The organism is Streptococcus sp. sy004, assembly GCF_007859205.1.
In the GTDB taxonomy this organism is placed as follows: domain Bacteria; phylum Bacillota; class Bacilli; order Lactobacillales; family Streptococcaceae; genus Streptococcus.
In genome coordinates, this window is sequence record NZ_VOHP01000007.1 from 48,348 (window position 1) to 68,095 (window position 19,748).

A 19,748-nucleotide genomic window follows, 5' to 3' on the forward strand; every position below is an offset into this window, starting at 1 on the left:
TTATTTTAATTGATAGACTGTAAAATTAGACACCTTAGCCACACTTAGAGCCTTATAATTCGTTTGCAAATCTTTTTTCAAGTCATCAGATAGTTTCATCTGCTTATTAACTACAATATAATTAGCTTGATTTTGCAACAACTCATCTTCTAAGGTTTTGTTATTCATTGAACTTGACGCATAGCCTACTGGCAAAATCAATTGAGAACTTGGCGTCAATTGGCTATCCGCATAAATCTTTGGCTGATTATCCCAAACATAGATTTTCTCATCTTCTGTCACTGTCTTTTTCAAATATTGGGCAATGCGAATACGATCTGCAACGAATTTTTGCTGATCAAAGGCCTGCCAAATTGGATAAGCAATACCAAATACAAAAACCAAAATAGGCAGGTATAAATGAGATTTCAGTAACTTAGCAAACAATCTACCATCAACTTGCCCTGCTTTAACACGTCTATGAGAATGCGATTGTTTGACTTTTTCTTGTCTTTGATTTAACCAAAGCACAGTTAATAATAAACCATAAATCAAACCATCCAATAAAGCGTATGGCTCAAAGGTCTGAGCTCCCAAGGCATAAGGTAGTGATACAAGGAGCATTAGAAAAAGAAAGCCTCGTACGAGTGGTGACGATTTTGTCGCTTCTGGCTCAAATTTTTTAAGAAATCCAAGTAAACCAAGCAATAGACCACCAAAAAGAGCTAGCAGTAACTGAGCACCTAAACTTTGCCACAAATCAGCTGTTCCTCGAACTAATACACTCAAGTGATAGATAATAGCTTGAGAAAAATAAGGGCTTAAAATCTGTAGATTGATTAAAAAATAAGCCCCACTATAAAACACTAAAATACTACCAAAAATCAAACAAAGTAGTTGATAAACTCCCTTGGCTTTTTCCTTACGTCTAAGATTGACAATAAACACAAAGACTGCTGACAAAAACCAAAAAGTCAAAGTCCTAGGTTCAAGTAAAATACTGATAGCCCCAAGAAAGCCATACAACATAAAGGATTCATCAGGGGTGCTTTGATGAAAATATTTCGTTAAGAACCAAAGGCCGATTAAAACAAAAGGTAAGGCAAATTGCACGGGATACAAGCCACCAAAACCCATACTAAGATTGAGCAAGTAAAAACTCAAACTAGCCACTAAAGCCAAATCTTGCTTATGTGTCAAATAGGCAACCAAGCGATAAAAATAAGCTCCTGACACATAAAAAGCAAGTACCTGAACCACGGTCAGCCATGCACTTGATCCTAAAACATAACTAGCTGCCACCAAGGCATAGTACAAAATGCCTCCTGTCGCAAAAATATCACCATAAGGCAACAAGCCCTTGGTCAACATTAAGCCTGTATAAAGATGCTGAGATTGCGTAAGATTGGCTAAGCTGTTCAAGACTGGTAAGCCAACATTGATTGCCCCTACTAATAAACTAAAGATAAACAAGTAAAAACGGTGTTTACCCGATATAGACACCTTGTAAGGCGATGGTTTACCTATGGTTTTCTCTTCGTTTAACTTCGCAGTTCGACTATAATGTCTAGTCACATCTGTCTGAGAAAAATCAGTCATATCCTGACTTCTTTCATTATATTTCATTCGTCACTCCTTTATTTACGCTTACTTCCAGTATAGCAGATTTCACTGTTTAGTCAATTTTTCAAGAAGTCTCACATAACGAACCAGATCCCTAAAACGATGGTAAACTTGACGATGATAAACCCGTAAAAATTCTCTTTCTTCCAAGGTTAATTCTTGTTTCATACTTATTTATTCGTCATTTGTATGAAAAAAACTGGACAATTGCCCAGTTTAATTAGTCTTGTTCTTCATCTAAAAAGCTATTAAAAACTTCTTCAATCATATTCCATTCAGCTTCTGCATCTTCTGGAATAGGTTGTAAATCACCTTCTGTACCATCTTCATTTTCAACAAATGAATAGGCTTGAATTTCAACCTGACCTGCTTCGTCTTCTTCGGCACCAACTGGTACTAAAAGAACATAGTTTTTACCAAATTCTTCTTGACCATCAATCGTCAAAAGAATTTCAAAAAGCGTTTCATTACCAGCTTCATCAACTAAGGTAATCACTTCATGATCATGATTGTGTTCGTGTTGTTCTGTCATCTCTTTTCTCCTTAAAACATACGATCTAAATAATTTTGCAAAATTAACTGGGCAGCTAATTTATCAATAACCTTCTTACGTTTATTGCGGCTGATATCTGCTTGTTCAACCAACATGCGTTCAGCCTGAACAGTTGTTAAGCGTTCATCTTGGTAGTCAACCGTCAACTTAAAACGTTCTTCTACTTGTTGACCATAAGCTAAACTTGCCTCAACTCGAGGACCACTGGTATTGTTCATGTTCTTCGGTAAGCCGACCACAACCTTATCCACTTGATAAGTCTTAATCAACTCTTCCAACCGTTCAAAACCAAATTCTTCCTTATCTTCATTGATAGGGATGATTTCTAAACCTTGTGCTGTAAAGCCAAGTGGATCACTAATGGCTACACCAACCGTTTTAGAACCAACATCTAGCCCCATAATTCTCATAGGTTATCAATTCCATTTCCTTTGAGGTAGTAGCGAACCAACTCTTCCACTAGTTCATCTCGCTCATATTTACGAATCTGATTACGCGCATCATTATAACGAGGAATATAGGCTGGATCCCCACTTAGCACATAGCCAACAATCTGATTGATTGGGTTATAGCCTTTTTCATCAAGTGAATGGTAAACTGAAGTTAAAGTTTCGCCAATTTCCTTTTTGTTGCCATCATCTAGCTTAAAGCGAACTGTTTCATCTGTAAATCCCATAAAATCCACCTTCTCTCCTAATAATCTTACGTTTAATTATATCTTATTTTCAACTATTTCACAAGGACAATCACTTATTTTCATGATTTATTCATCAACCTATTCCTTTAGTTGAGTCGCTCCTTGAGCAATTAAACTAATGATATAGTCTTGAGGTTTCAAAACCTTAAAATCAGCAAAGGTTTCTGGTAGTCCTGGTACTTGCAATAATTGATCAAAGTCAACCACCTGCATATCAATAATGACACGCACCACAAAAACATAGTCATCACGCAAATCTAGGCTAGTTGTTACACCCTTTAAGGACTTCAACTTGGAAAAACTACTGTCATTCTCGATTTGGCGAATAATCTCGTCCTTAATGTTAGCAAAGTCCTGCTCAGCAAGAATGGCTTGCGTTTCTTCATCCAAAGGCTCTTCGATCAAGAGATCCAGACTAAGAAACTGCTCACCTTGATAGGTGATTGTCTCAGTCATTGTTTTTAGCTGACCATCCAAATCCTCTTGATATTGATAAGTTTCTGTAACGACTTTTTCAAGTTTAGTGACCTCAGACGAAGAAGGGGTTGGATTAGATTTAGTCGTGTTTGCCTCTTGTGAACAAGACACCATGAAAAAACTAAGCAAGACTAACAAGGGCAGAAAAATTTTTTTCATCTCTATTCCTTTGATTTTATTTATCAAAACAAGAAAAGATGAGACAATCTTGTCCCATCTTTTATGCTTACAGAGCTGCTCGCAAGCGAGCCTCTTCATTTTCTACATTACGGATTGAACGTGGCAAGAAAGCACGGATATCGTCTTCCTTATAACCCACTTGTAGTCGTTTTTCATCAATCAAAATCGGACTTTTCAAAATACGCGGATTGGCTTGAATAATATCAATGACCTGACTAACACTCAAATCGTCCAAATTACAATTTAGAGCCTTAGCATAACGATTTTTTGAGGAAACAATACTCTCAACACCGCTTTCGGTTTTCATTAAAATGGTCATAATTTCTTCTTTTGTGAGGGATTCTTTAGCTAAATTCTGCTCTTTATAAGGCAGATGATGGGCATTGAGCCATGTTTTAGCTTTTTTACAACTGGTACAACTTGAAATGGTGTAAATCTTAATCATGTCCAACTCTCACTTTCTATATCAAGGTACGTTATTATTATAACACAATTCTGTCAATCAGAAAGTCGGTCTTGAGGCCTATTTTTATTCTTCAATTTCAATATCTTCTAAATCCAACACCAATTCGTCCAAGTCAAGTGTATCTTTTGAATCACTAACTTCTTCAGCCGTTTCAGACTTAGTTGATTTTTTCTTAGTCTTTGTAGTAGAGTCGTCATTTTCGGTTGTTACTTCTTCTGCATTCGTTGTCATGCCATAATGTTCACGAACTTTGGCATCAATCTCTTCAAAAATTTCTGGATGGTCCAATAAATACTTCTTGGCATTTTCTGAACCTTGACCGATTTTTTCATCATTATAAGAATACCAAGCACCAGCTTTTTTAATAATCTCTAAATCAGTCGCAATCTTAACCAATTCTCCAGCTTTTGAGATACCTTCGCCATACATAATTTCAACCAAGGCTTCCTTAAATGGCGGAGCAATCTTGTTTTTAACGACTTTAATCTTGGTTTCACGTCCAAGAATCACACCTTTTTGCTCACCTGTTCCTTCAACCTTATTAGACGTACCACGCACATCAAGACGAACTGAAGCGTAGAACTTAAGGGCACGGCCACCTGGCGTTGTTTCAGGGCTACCAAACATCACACCGATTTTTTCACGCAATTGGTTGATGAAAATAGCAATCGTTTTCGTTTTATTGATAGACGCTGATAATTTACGCATGGCTTGACTCATCATTCTCGCCTGTAAACCAACGGTACTATCTCCGATTTCACCATCAATCTCAGTTCGTGGGACAAGTGCTGCTACTGAATCGACAACAATCAAATCCACTGCTCCAGACTCAATCAATTTACCTGCAATCTCCAAGCCTTGTTCTCCCGAATCAGGCTGTGATAGCAACAGTTCATCAATATTGACACCCAAGGCTTGTGCATAAGCAGGGTCAAGAGCGTGTTCAGCATCGATAAAGGCTGCAATGCCACCATTTTTTTGAGCTTCTGCTACAGCATGAAGAGCAACCGTCGTCTTACCTGAGCTTTCTGGCCCATAGATTTCAACGATCCGTCCTTTTGGATAACCACCCGCTCCCAAAGCAATATCGAGAGCCAAACTACCTGAACTCATGACTTGAACTTTCTGTTCAGCTCGCTCTCCAAGACGCATGATGGCCCCCTTACCATGATCTTTTTCAATCAATTTTAAGGCATCATTTAAGGCTTTTTCACGTTCTTCACCAAATTTTTTGGTGATGTCTTCTAATTTTTTCGTTTTTTTCTTCGCCACAATTTTCTCCTTTAGCTTTCTTCTTTTACAATTTTAACAAATTTTATGAGGTTAATAAAGTTCTGCGAACTAGATCAAGGGCATGAAGAACTGCTAACTGACGAATCTCTTCACGATTTCGCTTACCTAGATTTAATTGAATAACCTTAGTATAATCAGCAATTGCTAAACCAATGAAAACACGTCCAACTGGCTGATTCTCTAAGCTAGCTGGCCCAGCTACCCCTGTTAAAGACAGACCAATATCTGCACCCATTTTCAATCTAACCTGCTCTGCCATTTTTTCAGCCGTAAAGGCACTCACAACTCCATGTTGCTTCAAATCTTCCAATGGAATACCTAACAAACTAGACTTTTGAGCTCTGCTATAAGTTACCAAGCCTCCCTCGAAAACCTGAGATAGCCCTGAACACTCAGCCAGATTAGCTTGCAAAAGCCCAGCTGTTAAACTTTCAGCTGCTGTCACCGTCTTATTTTTCTCTTTCAGTAAGCTCACAACCACCTGAGCCAAGGAATTTTCTTCACCATAACCATAAAAGGCTGCTGCAACCTCTTTTTTTGAAAGAATTTCTTTTTCCAGACTCGTTAAGCGTTGATTAGCTTCGTCTTGATTACTGGCCTTTGTCGATAATCTTAAGGTGACTTCACCAAGTTTGGTATAAGGAGCTAGGGTCGGATCGGTTTGGTGTTTAATCAAATCATCTAGTATGGTTACTAGATGGCTCTCACCCACACCAAAGAAACGCATGACTCGAGAATAAAGACGACTACCAGAACGCAAACGAGGCATGACCTCTTGCTTAAACATGGCTTTTAGTTCATTTGGTGGCCCTGGTAAGAGAATGTAAGTAACCTTATCCACGGTCAATAAAGAACCTATGGCTAGACCACGAGGATTGGCTAAGGGCTGACTACCTTCCAAAATTAAGGCTTGTCGAGCATTATTTGGAGTACGAGAATGACTTGGACGCTGAGCAAAAAAATCATCTAACTTAGCCTGAGCTTGCAAATCCACTACCAAATCACGTCGCAAAAATCTTGCCAAAGTTTGTTTGGTCAAATCATCATCAGTTGGCCCTAAACCACCAGATAAAATCACTAAATCACTGCGTTGACGAGCAATATCAAGAACAGCCAATAAACGCTCTGTATTGTCACCAACTGCTGTTTGAAAATAGACGTCAATTCCTAGCTCTGCCAATTTTTCAGCTAAAAATTGTGCGTTGGTATTCACAATCTGACCAGTCAGAATCTCTGTTCCAACCGCAATAATTTCTGCCTTCATCTTGTCACCTCATCTATTTATTCGCTAATTTTACTTGATTATGACAAAAACAAGTGATTTCATGGTCATTAACCATACCGACTGCCTGCATAAAAGAGTAAATCGTTGTTGGTCCTAAAAACTTGAATCCTCGCTTTTTTAAGTCTTTTGCCAAAGCTTTTGAAACTTCTGTTTGATTGGCAAGTTGACGATAATCTGTCACTTGATTGTCTTGGCTTTTACCACCAACAAATTGCCAAAGGTAATCACTAAAAGAGCGTTCTTGCTGCAAGATTAGCAGAGCTTTGGCATTGTTGATGGTTGCAGCTAGTTTCATTCGATGACGGATGATGGCTGGGTTGGTCAATAATTCTTCCAAATCAACCTCAGTCATGGCAGCTACCTTAGCAATGTCATAATCATGAAAAGCCTGTCTAAAAGCTGGTCGTTTTTTCAAGACGGTCAACCAAGATAGACCAGATTGATACGATTCTAAACAGAGCATTTCAAACAAGGACTGGTCATCATAAATAGGGCGTCCCCATTCTTCATCATGGTAACGACAATAAAGGTCATTATCTACTGAGACCCAAGAGCAACGTTGCATCACCATCTCCTACTTCATCAACAATTTCAAACTTGATTTAATGTAATTTTCCGTGCTGTCATTGGTATTATCAAAAAAGGCACGGATTTTCTTCAATTCATTGGCCTTATAGCCTAGGGCAAGCAAGGCCTCCATCGCCTCATCAAGAGCTGGATTACCTGCCACCTTAGTTTGTTCTTGAACCTTGGGTTCAACTGGAACAAACTTACCAGCCAAATCTAAAATCATCTGCTGAGCTGTTTTTTTGCCCACTTTTGGAAATTTGGTCAGATAAGTGATATTATTTTCATCAATCGCTCGAACCAAGCCTTCATTGTCATCAACAGCAATAATGGCCAAGGCTGTCATCGGACCAATACCTGAAACCGAAATCAGATTCAGAAAAATCTCTTTTTCTGCCTCCGTTTTGAAACCATAAAGTAGCTGAGCATCCTCTCTGACAATTTGATGAAGGTAGATTTGTACTTCCTGATTAACTTGATCAGAAAAACTATATGGATTGGCAGCATGAATCATGTAACCTAATCCTCCAGTTTCAACAACAACATATTTGGCTGTAATCTTGGTTAATATGCCTTTAATGTAATCATACATGATTTACTCCTTGGAATTTTTAATACTTGCCTAATTCACGCAGACTGGTATGATTTTCCTGAATACGACGGAACATTTTTTCCATATCTGATTTAGAAAAATTCACCAAAACTGGACGACCGTGTGGGCAGTTATACGGGTTTTGACACTGAGATAGCTGAACCAATAAGTCCCTAGCCGAATAATCATCTAAACGATGATTGGCCTTGATGCTACGTTTACAACTCATCATAATGGCTAATTCTGCACGATATTTTGTTATGGACACCTCATTGGTCAAAAGCAACATGTCACACATCTCATAGACGCCTGATTCAATTTCTTCTTCCTTAAACCAAATGGGATGCTCACGTAAAATAAAAGTGTGTTCGCCATAAGGTTCAAGATTGATACCCACTTGATTGAGCAGTGGCATTTTTTCTTGTAATGTTAGAAAATCTGCCGGCGAAAACTCAAAAAGATAGGGCACTAACAACTGCTGTAAACTACTGTCAACTTGTCCAATATGCTCACGATAATACTCGTATTTGACACGTTCTTGAGCGGCATGTTGATCAATGATGTACAGACCACCTTGACCCTGAGCAAAGAGATAGGTGCCGTGCATTTGACCAAAATAGTCCAATTCAGGAAAACTAGAAGTTTCCTCATGCTCTAAACGTTCTACTAAACGATTGAATTGGGATTTATTGCTTAAATCTAAGTCTGGATGTTCGTGGTTGTCAGATTGGGCTGTTGTTCGAGTGGCATATTTGATTTGGCTAGCCGTAGTCGTGTCCTTGACAGAGCTATCAAGCTTGTCAACTTCCTGTAAAGGTAGGCTTTCTTCTATTTGATTAGCAGGCTCCATGAAAAAATCTTGACGTTCTTTATCGTAATAGAGTTTACTTGACGGTAAAGATAAACTGGTTTGGACAGGCTTGTCTGCTTTACGAGTACTTGATTTGGCTAAATTCTCCAAAGCGTCAGGAATCAAACTCTGAGCCTTTAAACTCTCCTCAATAGCCTGTGAAATCAAAGCCATCAATTCTTTCTCTTTGGAAATCCGAACTTCCTGCTTGGTTGGATGAACATTGACATCAGCTAAATACGGATCAATCTTAATATCAATCACCGCTAATGGAAAGCGACCCACCATGAGTTTAGATCCATAACCATCTAAAATCGCTCTGTTGAGCAGAAAGTTTTTGATGTAACGCCCATTCAGTAGAATCGTGATGTAATTGCGATTGGCTCTGGTTAATTCTGGCAGACTGACATAACCAGAAACCTCAAAATCAAGGTCTTTATGACTGATTGCCACCATTTTCTTAGCAGTATTGATACCGTAAATACCGGCAATGGCTTGTCGTAAATCGCCTTTACCAGCTGTACTCAACAATTTTCGACCTTCATTGACAAGTGTAAAAGCAATATCTGGATGAGCTAAACTAAGACGATTGACAATATCAACAATATGGCTCAGCTCACTCTGTAAACTTTTCAAATACTTCAGTCGAGCTGGGGTATTGTAAAATAGATCCTCCACTAAAATCTTAGTTCCCACTGGTGTAGTGACCGGTTCTTGGCCATCAATCTTCCCACCAATCGCAACCAACTGACTACCAACAAGAGCGTCTGTTTGAGCTGTTTTAATGGTCAAACGACTAATAGACGCAATAGAAGGAAGGGCCTCGCCACGAAAACCCAAGGTGCGAATACGAAATAAATCGGCTTGACTTTTAATCTTACTGGTGGCATGACGACGCAGACTCAGCAATAAGTCTTCTGAACTCATACCCTCACCATCATCTGTGACTTGAATCTTCTTCAGACCTGATTCTTCTAGCTCAATCGTAATCTGCTGACTGCCTGCATCAATGGCATTTTCCACTAGTTCCTTAACCACACTGGCTGGTCGCTCAACCACTTCACCAGCAGCAATCTGATTGGCCAAAACCTCTGGTAATTCAATAATTTTTGTCATGCTCGCCTCCCTATAATTACAACTATTATAGCATAAAATCACTTGCTCCTTAGGCAAAAAAATCAAGCGGCTATTCACCACTTGACGCTAAACTAATTTTTTAAGTTCGTAAAGAATGTTCATTGCCTCCATAGGGGTAAGGGTCATGACATCAATCTCTTGTAGTTGCTTGATGACTTCTTGCTCATGTGGGGCAATATCAAATAAAGACAACTGGTCTGAAGTGGTATCTTTAATGACTAGCTGACTAGCTGACTCACTGGTTTTTAATTGAGCTGAATTCGCCTCCAAATCCGTTAAGATATGATTAGCTCGTTGCAGGAGCGTTTTTGGCAAACCTGCAATCTTGGCCACATGGATTCCATAAGACTGGTCTGCCGGGCCTGGACTAATCTTATGTAAAAAGGTCACTTCACCATTTTTTTCTAGGGTAGCTACATGAACATTGACCAATTCTTCAAGTTGATCTGCCAGGGCCGTTAATTCATGATAATGGGTAGCAAACATGGTCTTAGCCCCAATGTTCTCATGAAGGTGTTCGATAATTGCTTGAGCTAAAGCCATACCGTCATAAGTAGCAGTCCCACGACCCAATTCATCAAATAAAATCAAGGACTGGGAGCTAGCTTGTTCTAGAGCTTGATTGGCCTCCATCATCTCAACCATAAAGGTTGATTGCCCAGAAATCAAATCATCTGCCGCTCCAATTCTGGTAAAAATAGCGTCAAAGACCGGAAGATTGGCAGCCTCTGCCGATACATAGGAACCAATTTGAGCCATGATAGCTGTTAGGGCTAATTGACGCATATAGGTTGATTTACCACTCATGTTTGGTCCAGTTATCAACTGAATACTGGTCTTTGTATCAAACTGAATACTATTGGGGATATATTCTTGCACCCCCATCACTCTTTCCACCACAGCATGACGACCATTGACAATATCAATCACTTGATCTTGATTAAACTGGGGACGAACATAATGGTACTTCTCTGCGACCACAGCCAAACCTTGTAAGACATCAACTGTTGCCAACTGTTTAGCCAAATCCTGCAAACGCTGGATATATTTTTCAACCTCTTTACGAATACTTAAAAACATATCATATTCCAAAGAAGCTGATTTTTCACGTGCCTCTAGCATATCGCCTTCAATCTTAGCCAACTCAGCCGTTCCAAAACGTTCTGAATTTTTAAGGGTCGCCTTACGGAAGAAATAATCTGGCACAGCAGCCAAATGAGAGTTGGTAACATGGATATAGTAGCCATCCTTACGATTGTAATCAATCTTCAAGCTACTAATACCCGTTGCCTGTCGTTCTTTTAACTCAATCTCAGCAATCCAACTCGACCCCTCACGCATAACACGACGATAATTATCCAATTGCTCATCAAATCCTGTTTTAATGATATTCCCCTCGCTAACCGCAGCAGGGGCGTCATCAGCAATAGCCGACTCAATCAAGTCTGCCAGCTCTGGCAGAGTGTCTATCTGATTGATTAAGGGAGCCAAGACAGGACTATCAAAACTTGCCAAAATCCCCTTGATTAAAGGCACTTGACGTAGGGTCTGACCTAGTTGTAGTAGGTCTTTAGGATTAACCTTACTAAAAGAAACCTTACTAGCTAACCGCTCAATGTCATAAATCCCCTTAAAACTCTCGGTCAAATCATGTCGCTCTAAAAACTGTTCTAGAAAAACTTGAATAATCGCCTGTCGTTCTTCAATCGCCTGAACTTGAATTAAGGGATGATTGATCCAAGTTCGCAAAAGACGCATGCCCATAGCTGTCTTGGTTTCATCCAAAAGCCAAAACAGACTACCATGTTTCTTACCTGTTCTAGCATTATGAACCAAATCCAAACTAGCCTTGGTTGCATAAGTCATCTGAAGAAAATCTCTGATGTCATAATGAACAACTGGTTGCAAATGACTAAGGGGACGACGTTGCGTTTTTTGGACATAGTTGAGCAATTTACTTGCGACTAAAAATTCAATCTGTGGTAGTTTGACATCAAGCAGTTGAACATCATCGCTCACTTCTTTTTCAAAAGAAAGGAGCAAATTCATCTGCTTGGTCAAAATAGTCTCTTCTTCCTCTGTCAAATCAAAACCAACAACCACTTCACGAGCTTGTAAATTCAAGATTTCACTACGAATGGCAGAGAAATCTGGTAGGCTGGTAACAGCAAACTCTCCCGTTGACAAATCCATATAAGCTAAGCCAAATTCATTATCTAGCTGATCAATGGTCACTAAAAAATTATTGCCATTGTCACTAGTTGTTGCTGTTCCTGGTGTAATCACCTGAACAACCGCCCGCTTAACCACACCAACTGCTTGCTTAGGATCTTCCATTTGCTCAGCAATCGCTACCTTATGCCCTAAACTAATCAAGGTATCAATATATTGCTGAGCAGAATGATGAGGCACTCCAGCCATAGGAATGGGATTTTCAGCATTAGGGTGACGACTAGTTAGATTGATTTCCAAAAGTTGTGCTGCTTGAACCGCATCCTCATAAAATAATTCATAAAAATCTCCCATACGGAAGAACAAAAAAGCATCCGGATGTTCAGCCTTCATCGCCACATATTGCTGCATACCTGGTGAAAGTTTTTCTTTAGCCATGGTCACTCCTTTAATGTTGCAAAAAGAGCAAAACCAAGCTTGCCCTAACTCTACATTTTCATTTCATCTATTACCCTTAATTATACCTTATTTTCAAGAAAATAGGTATATTAGGCTATGCTCACTTCTATTTACTTAAAAATATGATAAAATAAGGTTATCTTATCGATTATTAAGGAGAATAACATGAGCAATAAACAATTTGTCGCTACTGAAATTGCCAAGATCATCACCGACTTGGATGAAGCTAGTATTGCAAATTTACTAGAACAACCCAAACATGCTGATATGGGAGATTTAGCTTTTCCAACCTTTACCTTAGCCAAAACACTTCGCAAAGCCCCGCAAGCCATTGCTAGTGAGTTGGTCGAGCAACTCGATCAAACTGCCTTTGAAAAAGTTGAAGCCGTAGGGCCTTATCTTAACTTCTTCTTTGACAAAGCTGGTGTATCTAGTAAAGTGCTTAAAGAAGTCCTAGACGCTGGTGAAAATTACGGTCAGCAAGACCTTGGTCAAGGACAAACCATCGCAATCGATATGTCTAGTCCTAACATCGCTAAACCTTTCTCAATTGGCCATCTACGTTCTACCGTTATTGGAGAAAGCCTATCTAACATTTTCCAAAAAATCGGCTACCAAACGGTCAAAATCAACCACCTTGGTGATTGGGGCAAGCAATTTGGGCTCTTGATTGTCGCCTACAAACTCTGGGGCGACCAAGAAGCAGTCAAAGCCAACCCTATCAGTGAATTGCTCAAACTATATGTTCGTATCAACGAAGCTGTCACTGAACATCCTGAATATGACGAACAAGCTAGAGATTGGTTCTTAAAACTAGAAAATGGCGATCCAGAAGCAACTGCCCTTTGGCAATGGTTCCGTGATGAGAGCTTGGTAGAATTCAACCGTATCTATAAAGAACTTGATGTGACTTTTGACAGTTATAACGGTGAAGCTTTCTATAATGACAAGATGGACGAAGTCGTAGAAATTCTATCCCAAAAAGGACTATTACAAGAATCAAAAGGTGCACAGGTAGTCAATCTTGAAAAATATGGCATTGAACACCCAGCCTTGATTAAAAAATCAGATGGTGCAACCCTTTACATCACTCGTGACCTCGCTGCTGCACTTTATCGCAAACGTCAATACGACTTTGCTAAAGCAGTCTATGTCGTTGGACAAGAACAATCTGCCCACTTCAAACAGCTACAAGCCGTCCTAGCTGAAATGGGCTATGATTGGAGTGAAGACATTGTCCATGTTGCTATGGGACTTGTCACGAAAAACGGTCAAAAACTCTCGACTCGTAAGGGAAATGTCATCCTATTAGAACCAACCATCCAAGAAGCTGTCAACCGTGCCTTGACACAAATTGACAACAAAAATCCAAACCTTGCCAATAAAGAAGCCGTTGCTCATGCAGTAGGTGTGGGTGCTATCAAGTTCTATGACCTCAAATCTGACCGTCTGAATGGCTATGATTTTGACCTTGACACCATGGTATCTTTTGAAGGAGAAACTGGGCCATATATTCAATATGCTCACGCTCGTATCCAATCTATCTTGCGTAAAGCTGATTTCACTTTTGAACCATCAGCTCGCTATTCGCTTTCTGATACGGAAAGCTGGGAGATTATCAAGTTGCTTCAAGATTTCCCACGCATTATCACACGAGCTGCCAACCATTATGAACCTTCAATCATCGCTAAATTTGCGATTAACCTCGCTCAAAGCTTTAATCGTTACTATGCTCATGTTCGTATCTTAGAAGACAATGATCAACGCGATAGCCGCTTGGCTCTTGCTGCTGCAACAGCAGTGGTACTAAAAGAAGCCCTAGCCTTACTAGGCGTTGAAGCTCCAAATGAAATGTAAAAAATAGTGGAAGATAATCTTTCACTATTTTTTAATATCTAAATCCTTACCATAATTCTTCCGACGAATATTAAAATCCGAACTAACAACCTCATCAACATTTAAAACAGACACAAAGGCATCTGGATCAATATCAGCCACTATATGTTTGACATCTAATACCTCACTAGGATTTAAGACCACATAAAGCACCTTTTGCGACTGACCTGAAAAAGCACCTTGACCATTAAGATAAGTCACACCACGATTGATTTCTTGTAAAATGGTCTTAGCAATCTTTTCTGATTGTGAACTAATGATAATCATTCCCCTAATCATATAACCACCATTTTGCACTACTGTCAAAATTTGTGTAAACACAAAACTGGCAATCAAGGTGTACATCATTTGACGAATATCAATATAGGTCAGAGAACCTAACAGCACTAAAATATCAATCAGAAGTAAGGTCTGACCAATTTGACGACCGGTCTTAGCTTCAATCACTCGACCAATAATATCTGTCCCACCAGTTGTCGCCCCAAAGCGAAAGACAATACCTGCCCCAACTCCTGCAAAAATCCCTGCCAACAAGGCAACGATCAAAATATCCCCTTGCAAATCAATCGTCACAGGAATTTTCTGCCAAATCCAGATAAAGACAGACAACATGACCGTACCATAAATAGTCAAAATCAAGGAACGTTTACCAAAAGCCCTAGCTCCTAGAATAAACAAGGGCAGGTTAATCAAGAAGGTACTATAAGCTGGATTGATCTTAAATAAAGCATCTAAAATAAGAGTAATACCTGCTACACCACCCTCAGCCAAGTGATTGGCCATGTTAAACTTAACAAAGCCAAAAGCATAGATAGCAACACCCAAGGTAATAAAAATAAAATTTTTGATTTTAAGTTGTGATTCGTAATGACTCATAGAAGCTCCTCTTAACTTTCGTCATCAACAAAACGACCAATAATACGAACATCCTCTGACACCGACACAAAGGCATTTGGATCTGTTTTTCTAATCCAATACTTAAATTCCGTAAACTCTGAACGAGTAATAACCGTCATTAAAACGGACTTCTGTTCACGATTGTAAGTCCCTTCAGCGTTATTGATACACGTCACTCCTCGGTGTAATTTCTTATGCACCATAGCAATCACCTTATCCGCATGACTGGTAATAATCAAGGCTTGCATTTTCTTTTGCTTGGTAAAAACAGCATCTGTCACTCGACTTGAAACAAATATAGATAGCATCGAATAAAGAATATGTTGCCAACCAAATAATACACCTGCAACGGTCAAGATAATCACATTGATTAGCAGGGTAATACTACCAACCTCATGCCCTGTTTTTTTCCGTACATACAGACTAATAATATCTATTCCACCACCAGACACCTGATTACGCAAATTATAACCTACGCCTAAACCTACAAACAGGCCACCAAATATTGCATTGATAATCGGGTCTTGGGTAATGGATACCACTGGCATCAATTCAATGAAAATAGAACTAATACTAACTGCAATGATGGTAAAAATAGTAAACTTATGGCCAATATGACGCCAAGCAAGGAGAAACAAAGGAATGTTCATCATATAATAAATCAAAGCAAGCGATAAACTAAAGCCAAACAAACGCTCACTCAAGGTTGAAAGAATCTGCGATAACCCTGTTAAGCCACCAGCATAAATATTACCTGGTTGAAAGAAAAAATTAACTGCAATACTAGATAAAAGGGCATAAAAGAGAGAAGCTGAAATTTTTTCAGCATACTTCTCTCTTGAAATACTATTCAATACCCTTAAAAATCCATGCTTCTTAGCCCAGCGTTTGATGACAAACCTGATTTTTTTCCGAAAAGTTGTTTTTTTAATCATGGTTTTCTACTTGAAGTGCTAAATCAGCTAATTGAGCAGGAGCAACCTGACTAGGTGCTTGTGTCATTGGATCACTTGCCTTGTTATTCTTTGGAAATGCAATGACTTCACGAATATTTTGCTCACCAGCTAAAAGCATGACAAAACGATCCAGTCCAATAGCCAATCCGCCATGTGGTGGGAAACCATAGTCCATCGCTTCTAACAAGAAACCAAACTGCTCATACATTGCTTCCTTAGAAAAGCCTAGTGCTTTAAACATACGCTCTTGCATCGCTTTTTGGTTAATCCGCAAGCTACCCCCACCAAGTTCATAGCCATTCAAAACAATATCATAAGCAATCGCACGAACCTTGGACAAATCACCTTCTAACTCATGACTACTTTCATTAGTTGGTAAGGTAAATGGATGATGGGCACTCATATAGCGATCCTCTTCCTCTGACCACTCAAACATCGGCCAATCAACAACCCAAAGGAAATTGAAGAGTGATTCATCAATCAAGCCCAGTTCTTTGGCAATGCGTGTGCGTAAACCACCCAAGGTCACATTTGCCACATCTAAACTATCAGCAACAAATAAAACCAAGTCATTGGCTGACAGACCAAGGGCTGTCACCAACTCTTGCTCAATACCTGTTAAAAACTTAGCAATAGGCCCTGTCAACTCCGTTTCAGACATTTTCAACCAAGCTAATCCCTTAGCCCCTAATTGCTTCGCCTGCTCCGTTAATTTGTCAATATCCTTGCGTGAATAAGCATCCGCATGATTTTTAACCACAATCGCCTTAACAGCTTCAGCTTCAGCAAACACCTTAAAGTCTGCTTTTTTAGCTACTTCTGTCACATCTTGTAACAGCATCTCAAAACGCGTATCAGGCTTATCAGAACCATACACATTCATGGCATGGTCATAGGCCATTCGTGGAAATGGTAAGATTACATCAATTCCCTTAGTTTCTTTCATGACTTTAGCAATCATGCCCTCAACCAAATCTTGAATCTCAACTTCTGATAAGAAAGATGTTTCTAAATCGACTTGAGTAAATTCAGGCTGACGATCCCCACGCAAATCTTCATCACGGAAACATTTGACAATTTGATAATAACGATCAAATCCCGCATTCATCAACAACTGTTTTGTAATCTGTGGACTTTGTGGTAAAGCATAGAAATGCCCTTGGTTAACACGACTAGGTACCAAATAATCCCTAGCTCCTTCTGGCGTTGATTTCGTCAAAATTGGTGTTTCTACATCAATAAAGTCCAAATCATCTAAATAACGACGAATACTTTGTGTCACCTTGGCACGCAATTTCAAGTTACCCAGCATTTCTGGACGACGCAAGTCCAAATAGCGATAACGTAGGCGAGTATCATCACTAACTTCCACACCATCTTTAATCTCAAATGGTGTTGTTTGAGCCGTATTCAAAATAGTTAACTGACTAACTTGCAACTCAACTTGACCAGTTGGCAAATCTGTATTAGCTTGCTCACGAGCCACAACTTGACCAGTCACCTCAATCACATATTCACTACGCAACTGCTCCGCTAAAGGCAAAAATTCTGCCGAAATTGTTTCCGGGTTAATAACTAACTGCATTAGACCTTCACGATCACGCAAATCAATAAAAATCAATCCCCCAAGGTTACGACGACGAGCAACCCAACCTTTGAGCGTCACCTCCTGTCCAATATGTTCTTTACGAATTAAACCAGCATACATCGAGCGTTTCATAGCTTTATCTCCATTTCAAGTGTTTGTTTCTATTTTACCACAAAGACAAGAAAACTCCCACCTGTTTTGGCGGAAGTTTCTTTCATTTTCAAGGACTAATCCCTTGATCCCTACTTCAATTTTTCAATTACTTGAGCAAAATTCGTCATCAATTCATCTAAAGCAACAACCACCTCTGCTCTAGTTTGATTATCTTTAAGAGTGGCTTGATTTGTTTCAACCTCATTTTCTCCTAAGGTCAAAATATATTTCGCATTAAAGCTATCTGCTGATTTAAATTGAGCTTTCAGCTTACGATTAAGATAATCACGTTCAGCTGAAAAGCTTTGACGACGTATAGCTTGAACTATTTCCAAGGCTTTTCCATTTACTTCATTTCCTAAAACAACGAGATAAAAGTCTAAACTATCTTCTACAGGCAACTCAATCCCTAATTTATCCAAAATGAGCAACAAACGCTCAACCCCTAAACCAAAGCCAAAACCAGCTGTTTCTGGGCCTCCAAAATAGTCCACAAGCTTGTCATAACGACCACCAGCACAGATTGTCAGCTCATTACCATCCACCTCTGTAATAAATTCAAAAATCGTGTGATTATAGTAGTCTAGACCTCTCACCATCCGATTATCAATCTCATAAGGCAGACCCAAACTATCCAACATTTGACGAACCGTTTCAAAATAGTTTGCACTCTCTTCATCCAAGTAATCTAAAATTGATGGTGCATTTGCTACGATGATCTTATCTTCTTTTTCTTTACTGTCAAGAACACGCAAAGGATTTCCTTCCAAACGACGTTGACTATCCTTAGACAAACTCTCTTTATAAGGCAAAAGATAATCAATCAAAGCCTGACGGTAAGCCTGACGGCTCTCAGATGAACCCAAGGTGTTCAGATGTAACTTAACTTGTTTAATTCCTAAACTCTCAAACAAATGCCAAGCCATCGCAATCGTTTCAACATCCGTTGCAGGATTAGACGACCCAAAACACTCTACACCAATCTGATGAAATTCTCTTAAACGCCCTGCTTGTGGCCGCTCATAACGAAACATCGAACCCATGTAAAATAATTTAACTGGCTTTTGCACCTCAGGAGCAAACAATTTATTCTCCACATAAGAGCGAACAACTGGAGCCGTCCCTTCTGGACGCAAGGTAATATGACGATCCCCTTTATCATAAAAATCATACATTTCCTTGGTGACAATATCACTTGTATCACCTACAGAACGACTAATTACTTCATAATGTTCAAACATAGGCGTACGAATTTCACCATAATGATACTGGGCAAATAGTTCACGAGCCTTATTTTCCACATAATTCCATTTAGCTGCCTCTTTAGGCAAAATATCCTGAGTCCCTTTTGGTTTTTGTAATTTCATCTCACTATCTTTCTAAACAATTAACCTACTGTCATCATCATTCTATCATAATAAACAACATCTGAAAATAAAAAAAGATGGTTAATACCACCATTCAATTATAATAATCGGGAAGACAGGATTCGAACCTGCGACCCCTTGGTCCCAAACCAAGTACTCTACCAAGCTGAGCTACTTCCCGATAACTATGCACCCTAGAGGAGTCGAACCTCTAACCGCCTGATTCGTAGTCAGGTACTCTATCCAGTTGAGCTAAGGGTGCTACTATGCCGAGGACCGGAATCGAACCGGTACGAAGGTTACCCTTCGCAGGATTTTAAGTCCTGTGCGTCTGCCAGTTCCGCCACCCCGGCCCCTCAAGCGAACGACGGGATTCGAACCCGCGACCCCCACCTTGGCAAGGTGGTGTTCTACCACTGAACTACGTTCGCAACTACTATGCCGGCTACATGACTTGAACACGCGACCCTCTGATTACAAATCAGATGCTCTACCAACTGAGCTAAGCCGGCCTATTATTATACTATATGCGGGTTAAGGGACTTGAACCCCCACGCCTCG

Annotated in this window: 18 protein-coding genes and 5 tRNA genes; 1 reads left to right on the forward strand and 22 read right to left on the reverse strand. The window is 39.6% G+C overall.

Annotation, left to right across the window (positions count from 1 at the left end):
* The 13 genes from FRX54_RS06025 to mutS form a co-directional block, all read right to left on the reverse strand.
* A complete protein-coding gene (locus FRX54_RS06025) occupies positions 1–1,605 on the reverse strand; it encodes a DUF2079 domain-containing protein (protein WP_146462090.1) in 1,605 nt (534 codons plus the stop codon).
* A 42-nt stretch (positions 1,606–1,647) separates the two neighbouring features.
* On the reverse strand, positions 1,648–1,770 hold the full coding sequence (locus FRX54_RS06425; protein ID WP_261379754.1) for a hypothetical protein: 123 nt from the start codon (positions 1,768–1,770) through the stop codon (positions 1,648–1,650).
* A 52-nt stretch (positions 1,771–1,822) separates the two neighbouring features.
* Positions 1,823–2,134, reverse strand: coding sequence for a DUF1292 domain-containing protein (locus FRX54_RS06030; protein WP_146462092.1), 312 nt, complete (start codon positions 2,132–2,134; stop codon positions 1,823–1,825).
* Between the two features lie 11 nt (positions 2,135–2,145).
* Positions 2,146–2,565 carry a Holliday junction resolvase RuvX gene (ruvX, locus tag FRX54_RS06035; RefSeq protein WP_146462095.1) on the reverse strand — a complete coding sequence of 140 codons (420 nt, stop codon included), beginning with the start codon at positions 2,563–2,565 and terminating at the stop codon, positions 2,146–2,148.
* On the reverse strand, positions 2,562–2,831 hold the full coding sequence (locus tag FRX54_RS06040; protein ID WP_146462097.1) for an IreB family regulatory phosphoprotein: 270 nt from the start codon (positions 2,829–2,831) through the stop codon (positions 2,562–2,564). The genes ruvX and FRX54_RS06040 overlap by 4 nt, the downstream gene beginning before the upstream one ends.
* Before the next feature lie 99 nt (positions 2,832–2,930).
* Entirely contained in the window at positions 2,931–3,488 is a 558-nt protein-coding gene (locus FRX54_RS06045; protein ID WP_186652512.1) for an SP0191 family lipoprotein, read from the reverse strand.
* Positions 3,489–3,555: 67 nt separating this feature from the next.
* Positions 3,556–3,954: a transcriptional regulator Spx gene (gene spx / locus FRX54_RS06050; protein WP_146462101.1), complete on the reverse strand. Its 399-nt coding sequence runs from the start codon at positions 3,952–3,954 to the stop codon at positions 3,556–3,558.
* A gap of 84 nt (positions 3,955–4,038) precedes the next feature.
* The gene (gene recA / locus FRX54_RS06055; protein WP_146462103.1) at positions 4,039–5,247 is read right to left on the reverse strand and encodes a recombinase RecA; all 1,209 of its coding nucleotides are present in this window, start codon (positions 5,245–5,247) and stop codon (positions 4,039–4,041) included.
* A gap of 43 nt (positions 5,248–5,290) precedes the next feature.
* Positions 5,291–6,532 carry a competence/damage-inducible protein A gene (locus FRX54_RS06060; protein ID WP_146462105.1) on the reverse strand — a complete coding sequence of 414 codons (1,242 nt, stop codon included), beginning with the start codon at positions 6,530–6,532 and terminating at the stop codon, positions 5,291–5,293.
* Positions 6,533–6,545: 13 nt separating this feature from the next.
* Positions 6,546–7,118, reverse strand: coding sequence for a DNA-3-methyladenine glycosylase I (locus FRX54_RS06065; RefSeq protein ID WP_146462107.1), 573 nt, complete (start codon positions 7,116–7,118; stop codon positions 6,546–6,548).
* A gap of 9 nt (positions 7,119–7,127) precedes the next feature.
* Complete coding sequence (gene ruvA / locus FRX54_RS06070) at positions 7,128–7,712, reverse strand: Holliday junction branch migration protein RuvA (RefSeq protein WP_146462109.1); 585 nt, start codon at positions 7,710–7,712, stop codon at positions 7,128–7,130.
* Positions 7,713–7,731: 19 nt separating this feature from the next.
* Positions 7,732–9,678 (reverse strand): DNA mismatch repair endonuclease MutL, encoded by a 1,947-nt coding sequence (gene mutL / locus FRX54_RS06075; RefSeq protein WP_146462111.1) that lies wholly within the window; start codon positions 9,676–9,678, stop codon positions 7,732–7,734.
* 87 nt (positions 9,679–9,765) lie between these two features.
* Positions 9,766–12,309 (reverse strand): DNA mismatch repair protein MutS, encoded by a 2,544-nt coding sequence (mutS, locus tag FRX54_RS06080; RefSeq protein WP_146462113.1) that lies wholly within the window; start codon positions 12,307–12,309, stop codon positions 9,766–9,768.
* Between the two features lie 186 nt (positions 12,310–12,495).
* On the opposite strand from mutS, the gene argS reads away from it, so the two are divergent.
* Positions 12,496–14,187 (forward strand): arginine--tRNA ligase, encoded by a 1,692-nt coding sequence (argS, locus tag FRX54_RS06085; protein ID WP_146462115.1) that lies wholly within the window; start codon positions 12,496–12,498, stop codon positions 14,185–14,187.
* A gap of 24 nt (positions 14,188–14,211) precedes the next feature.
* Here argS and FRX54_RS06090 read toward each other — a convergent pair whose 3' ends face one another.
* From FRX54_RS06090 to FRX54_RS06130, 9 genes are all read right to left on the reverse strand, one after another.
* Positions 14,212–15,102: a YitT family protein gene (locus FRX54_RS06090; RefSeq protein ID WP_146462117.1), complete on the reverse strand. Its 891-nt coding sequence runs from the start codon at positions 15,100–15,102 to the stop codon at positions 14,212–14,214.
* 11 nt (positions 15,103–15,113) lie between these two features.
* The gene (locus FRX54_RS06095; RefSeq protein ID WP_146462119.1) at positions 15,114–16,058 is read right to left on the reverse strand and encodes a YitT family protein; all 945 of its coding nucleotides are present in this window, start codon (positions 16,056–16,058) and stop codon (positions 15,114–15,116) included.
* Positions 16,051–17,799, reverse strand: a complete 1,749-nt coding sequence (gene aspS, locus FRX54_RS06100) for an aspartate--tRNA ligase (protein ID WP_146462120.1) — start codon at positions 17,797–17,799, stop codon at positions 16,051–16,053. Before aspS ends, FRX54_RS06095 begins: the two co-directional genes overlap by 8 nt.
* Before the next feature lie 110 nt (positions 17,800–17,909).
* A complete protein-coding gene (gene hisS / locus FRX54_RS06105) occupies positions 17,910–19,187 on the reverse strand; it encodes a histidine--tRNA ligase (RefSeq protein ID WP_146462122.1) in 1,278 nt (425 codons plus the stop codon).
* Positions 19,188–19,294: 107 nt separating this feature from the next.
* A tRNA-Pro gene (locus FRX54_RS06110) sits at positions 19,295–19,368 on the reverse strand.
* 7 nt (positions 19,369–19,375) lie between these two features.
* Positions 19,376–19,449, reverse strand: a tRNA-Arg gene (locus tag FRX54_RS06115).
* 5 nt (positions 19,450–19,454) lie between these two features.
* Positions 19,455–19,540: transfer RNA gene (locus tag FRX54_RS06120), tRNA-Leu, on the reverse strand.
* Between the two features lie 6 nt (positions 19,541–19,546).
* Positions 19,547–19,618 (reverse strand) — tRNA-Gly (locus tag FRX54_RS06125).
* 8 nt (positions 19,619–19,626) lie between these two features.
* A tRNA-Thr gene (locus FRX54_RS06130) sits at positions 19,627–19,699 on the reverse strand.
* Positions 19,700–19,748 lie beyond the last annotated feature (49 nt).

What these genes read in the sequence shown, in the direction of transcription:
- ruvA (WP_146462109.1), bottom strand. Translation starts at nt 7,712, where the DNA reads ATGTATGATTACATTAAAGGCATATTAACCAAGATTACAGCCAAATAT.
- aspS (WP_146462120.1), bottom strand. Translation starts at nt 17,799, where the DNA reads ATGAAACGCTCGATGTATGCTGGTTTAATTCGTAAAGAACATATTGGA.
- argS (WP_146462115.1), top strand. Translation starts at nt 12,496, where the DNA reads ATGAGCAATAAACAATTTGTCGCTACTGAAATTGCCAAGATCATCACC.
- FRX54_RS06040 (WP_146462097.1), bottom strand. Translation starts at nt 2,831, where the DNA reads ATGGGATTTACAGATGAAACAGTTCGCTTTAAGCTAGATGATGGCAAC.
- spx (WP_146462101.1), bottom strand. Translation starts at nt 3,954, where the DNA reads ATGATTAAGATTTACACCATTTCAAGTTGTACCAGTTGTAAAAAAGCT.
- ruvX (WP_146462095.1), bottom strand. Translation starts at nt 2,565, where the DNA reads ATGAGAATTATGGGGCTAGATGTTGGTTCTAAAACGGTTGGTGTAGCC.
- hisS (WP_146462122.1), bottom strand. Translation starts at nt 19,187, where the DNA reads ATGAAATTACAAAAACCAAAAGGGACTCAGGATATTTTGCCTAAAGAG.
- FRX54_RS06030 (WP_146462092.1), bottom strand. Translation starts at nt 2,134, where the DNA reads ATGACAGAACAACACGAACACAATCATGATCATGAAGTGATTACCTTA.
- FRX54_RS06045 (WP_186652512.1), bottom strand. Translation starts at nt 3,488, where the DNA reads ATGAAAAAAATTTTTCTGCCCTTGTTAGTCTTGCTTAGTTTTTTCATG.
- mutL (WP_146462111.1), bottom strand. Translation starts at nt 9,678, where the DNA reads ATGACAAAAATTATTGAATTACCAGAGGTTTTGGCCAATCAGATTGCT.
- FRX54_RS06090 (WP_146462117.1), bottom strand. Translation starts at nt 15,102, where the DNA reads ATGAGTCATTACGAATCACAACTTAAAATCAAAAATTTTATTTTTATT.
- FRX54_RS06425 (WP_261379754.1), bottom strand. Translation starts at nt 1,770, where the DNA reads ATGAAACAAGAATTAACCTTGGAAGAAAGAGAATTTTTACGGGTTTAT.
- FRX54_RS06065 (WP_146462107.1), bottom strand. Translation starts at nt 7,118, where the DNA reads ATGCAACGTTGCTCTTGGGTCTCAGTAGATAATGACCTTTATTGTCGT.
- FRX54_RS06060 (WP_146462105.1), bottom strand. Translation starts at nt 6,532, where the DNA reads ATGAAGGCAGAAATTATTGCGGTTGGAACAGAGATTCTGACTGGTCAG.
- FRX54_RS06095 (WP_146462119.1), bottom strand. Translation starts at nt 16,058, where the DNA reads ATGATTAAAAAAACAACTTTTCGGAAAAAAATCAGGTTTGTCATCAAA.
- FRX54_RS06025 (WP_146462090.1), bottom strand. Translation starts at nt 1,605, where the DNA reads ATGAAATATAATGAAAGAAGTCAGGATATGACTGATTTTTCTCAGACA.
- mutS (WP_146462113.1), bottom strand. Translation starts at nt 12,309, where the DNA reads ATGGCTAAAGAAAAACTTTCACCAGGTATGCAGCAATATGTGGCGATG.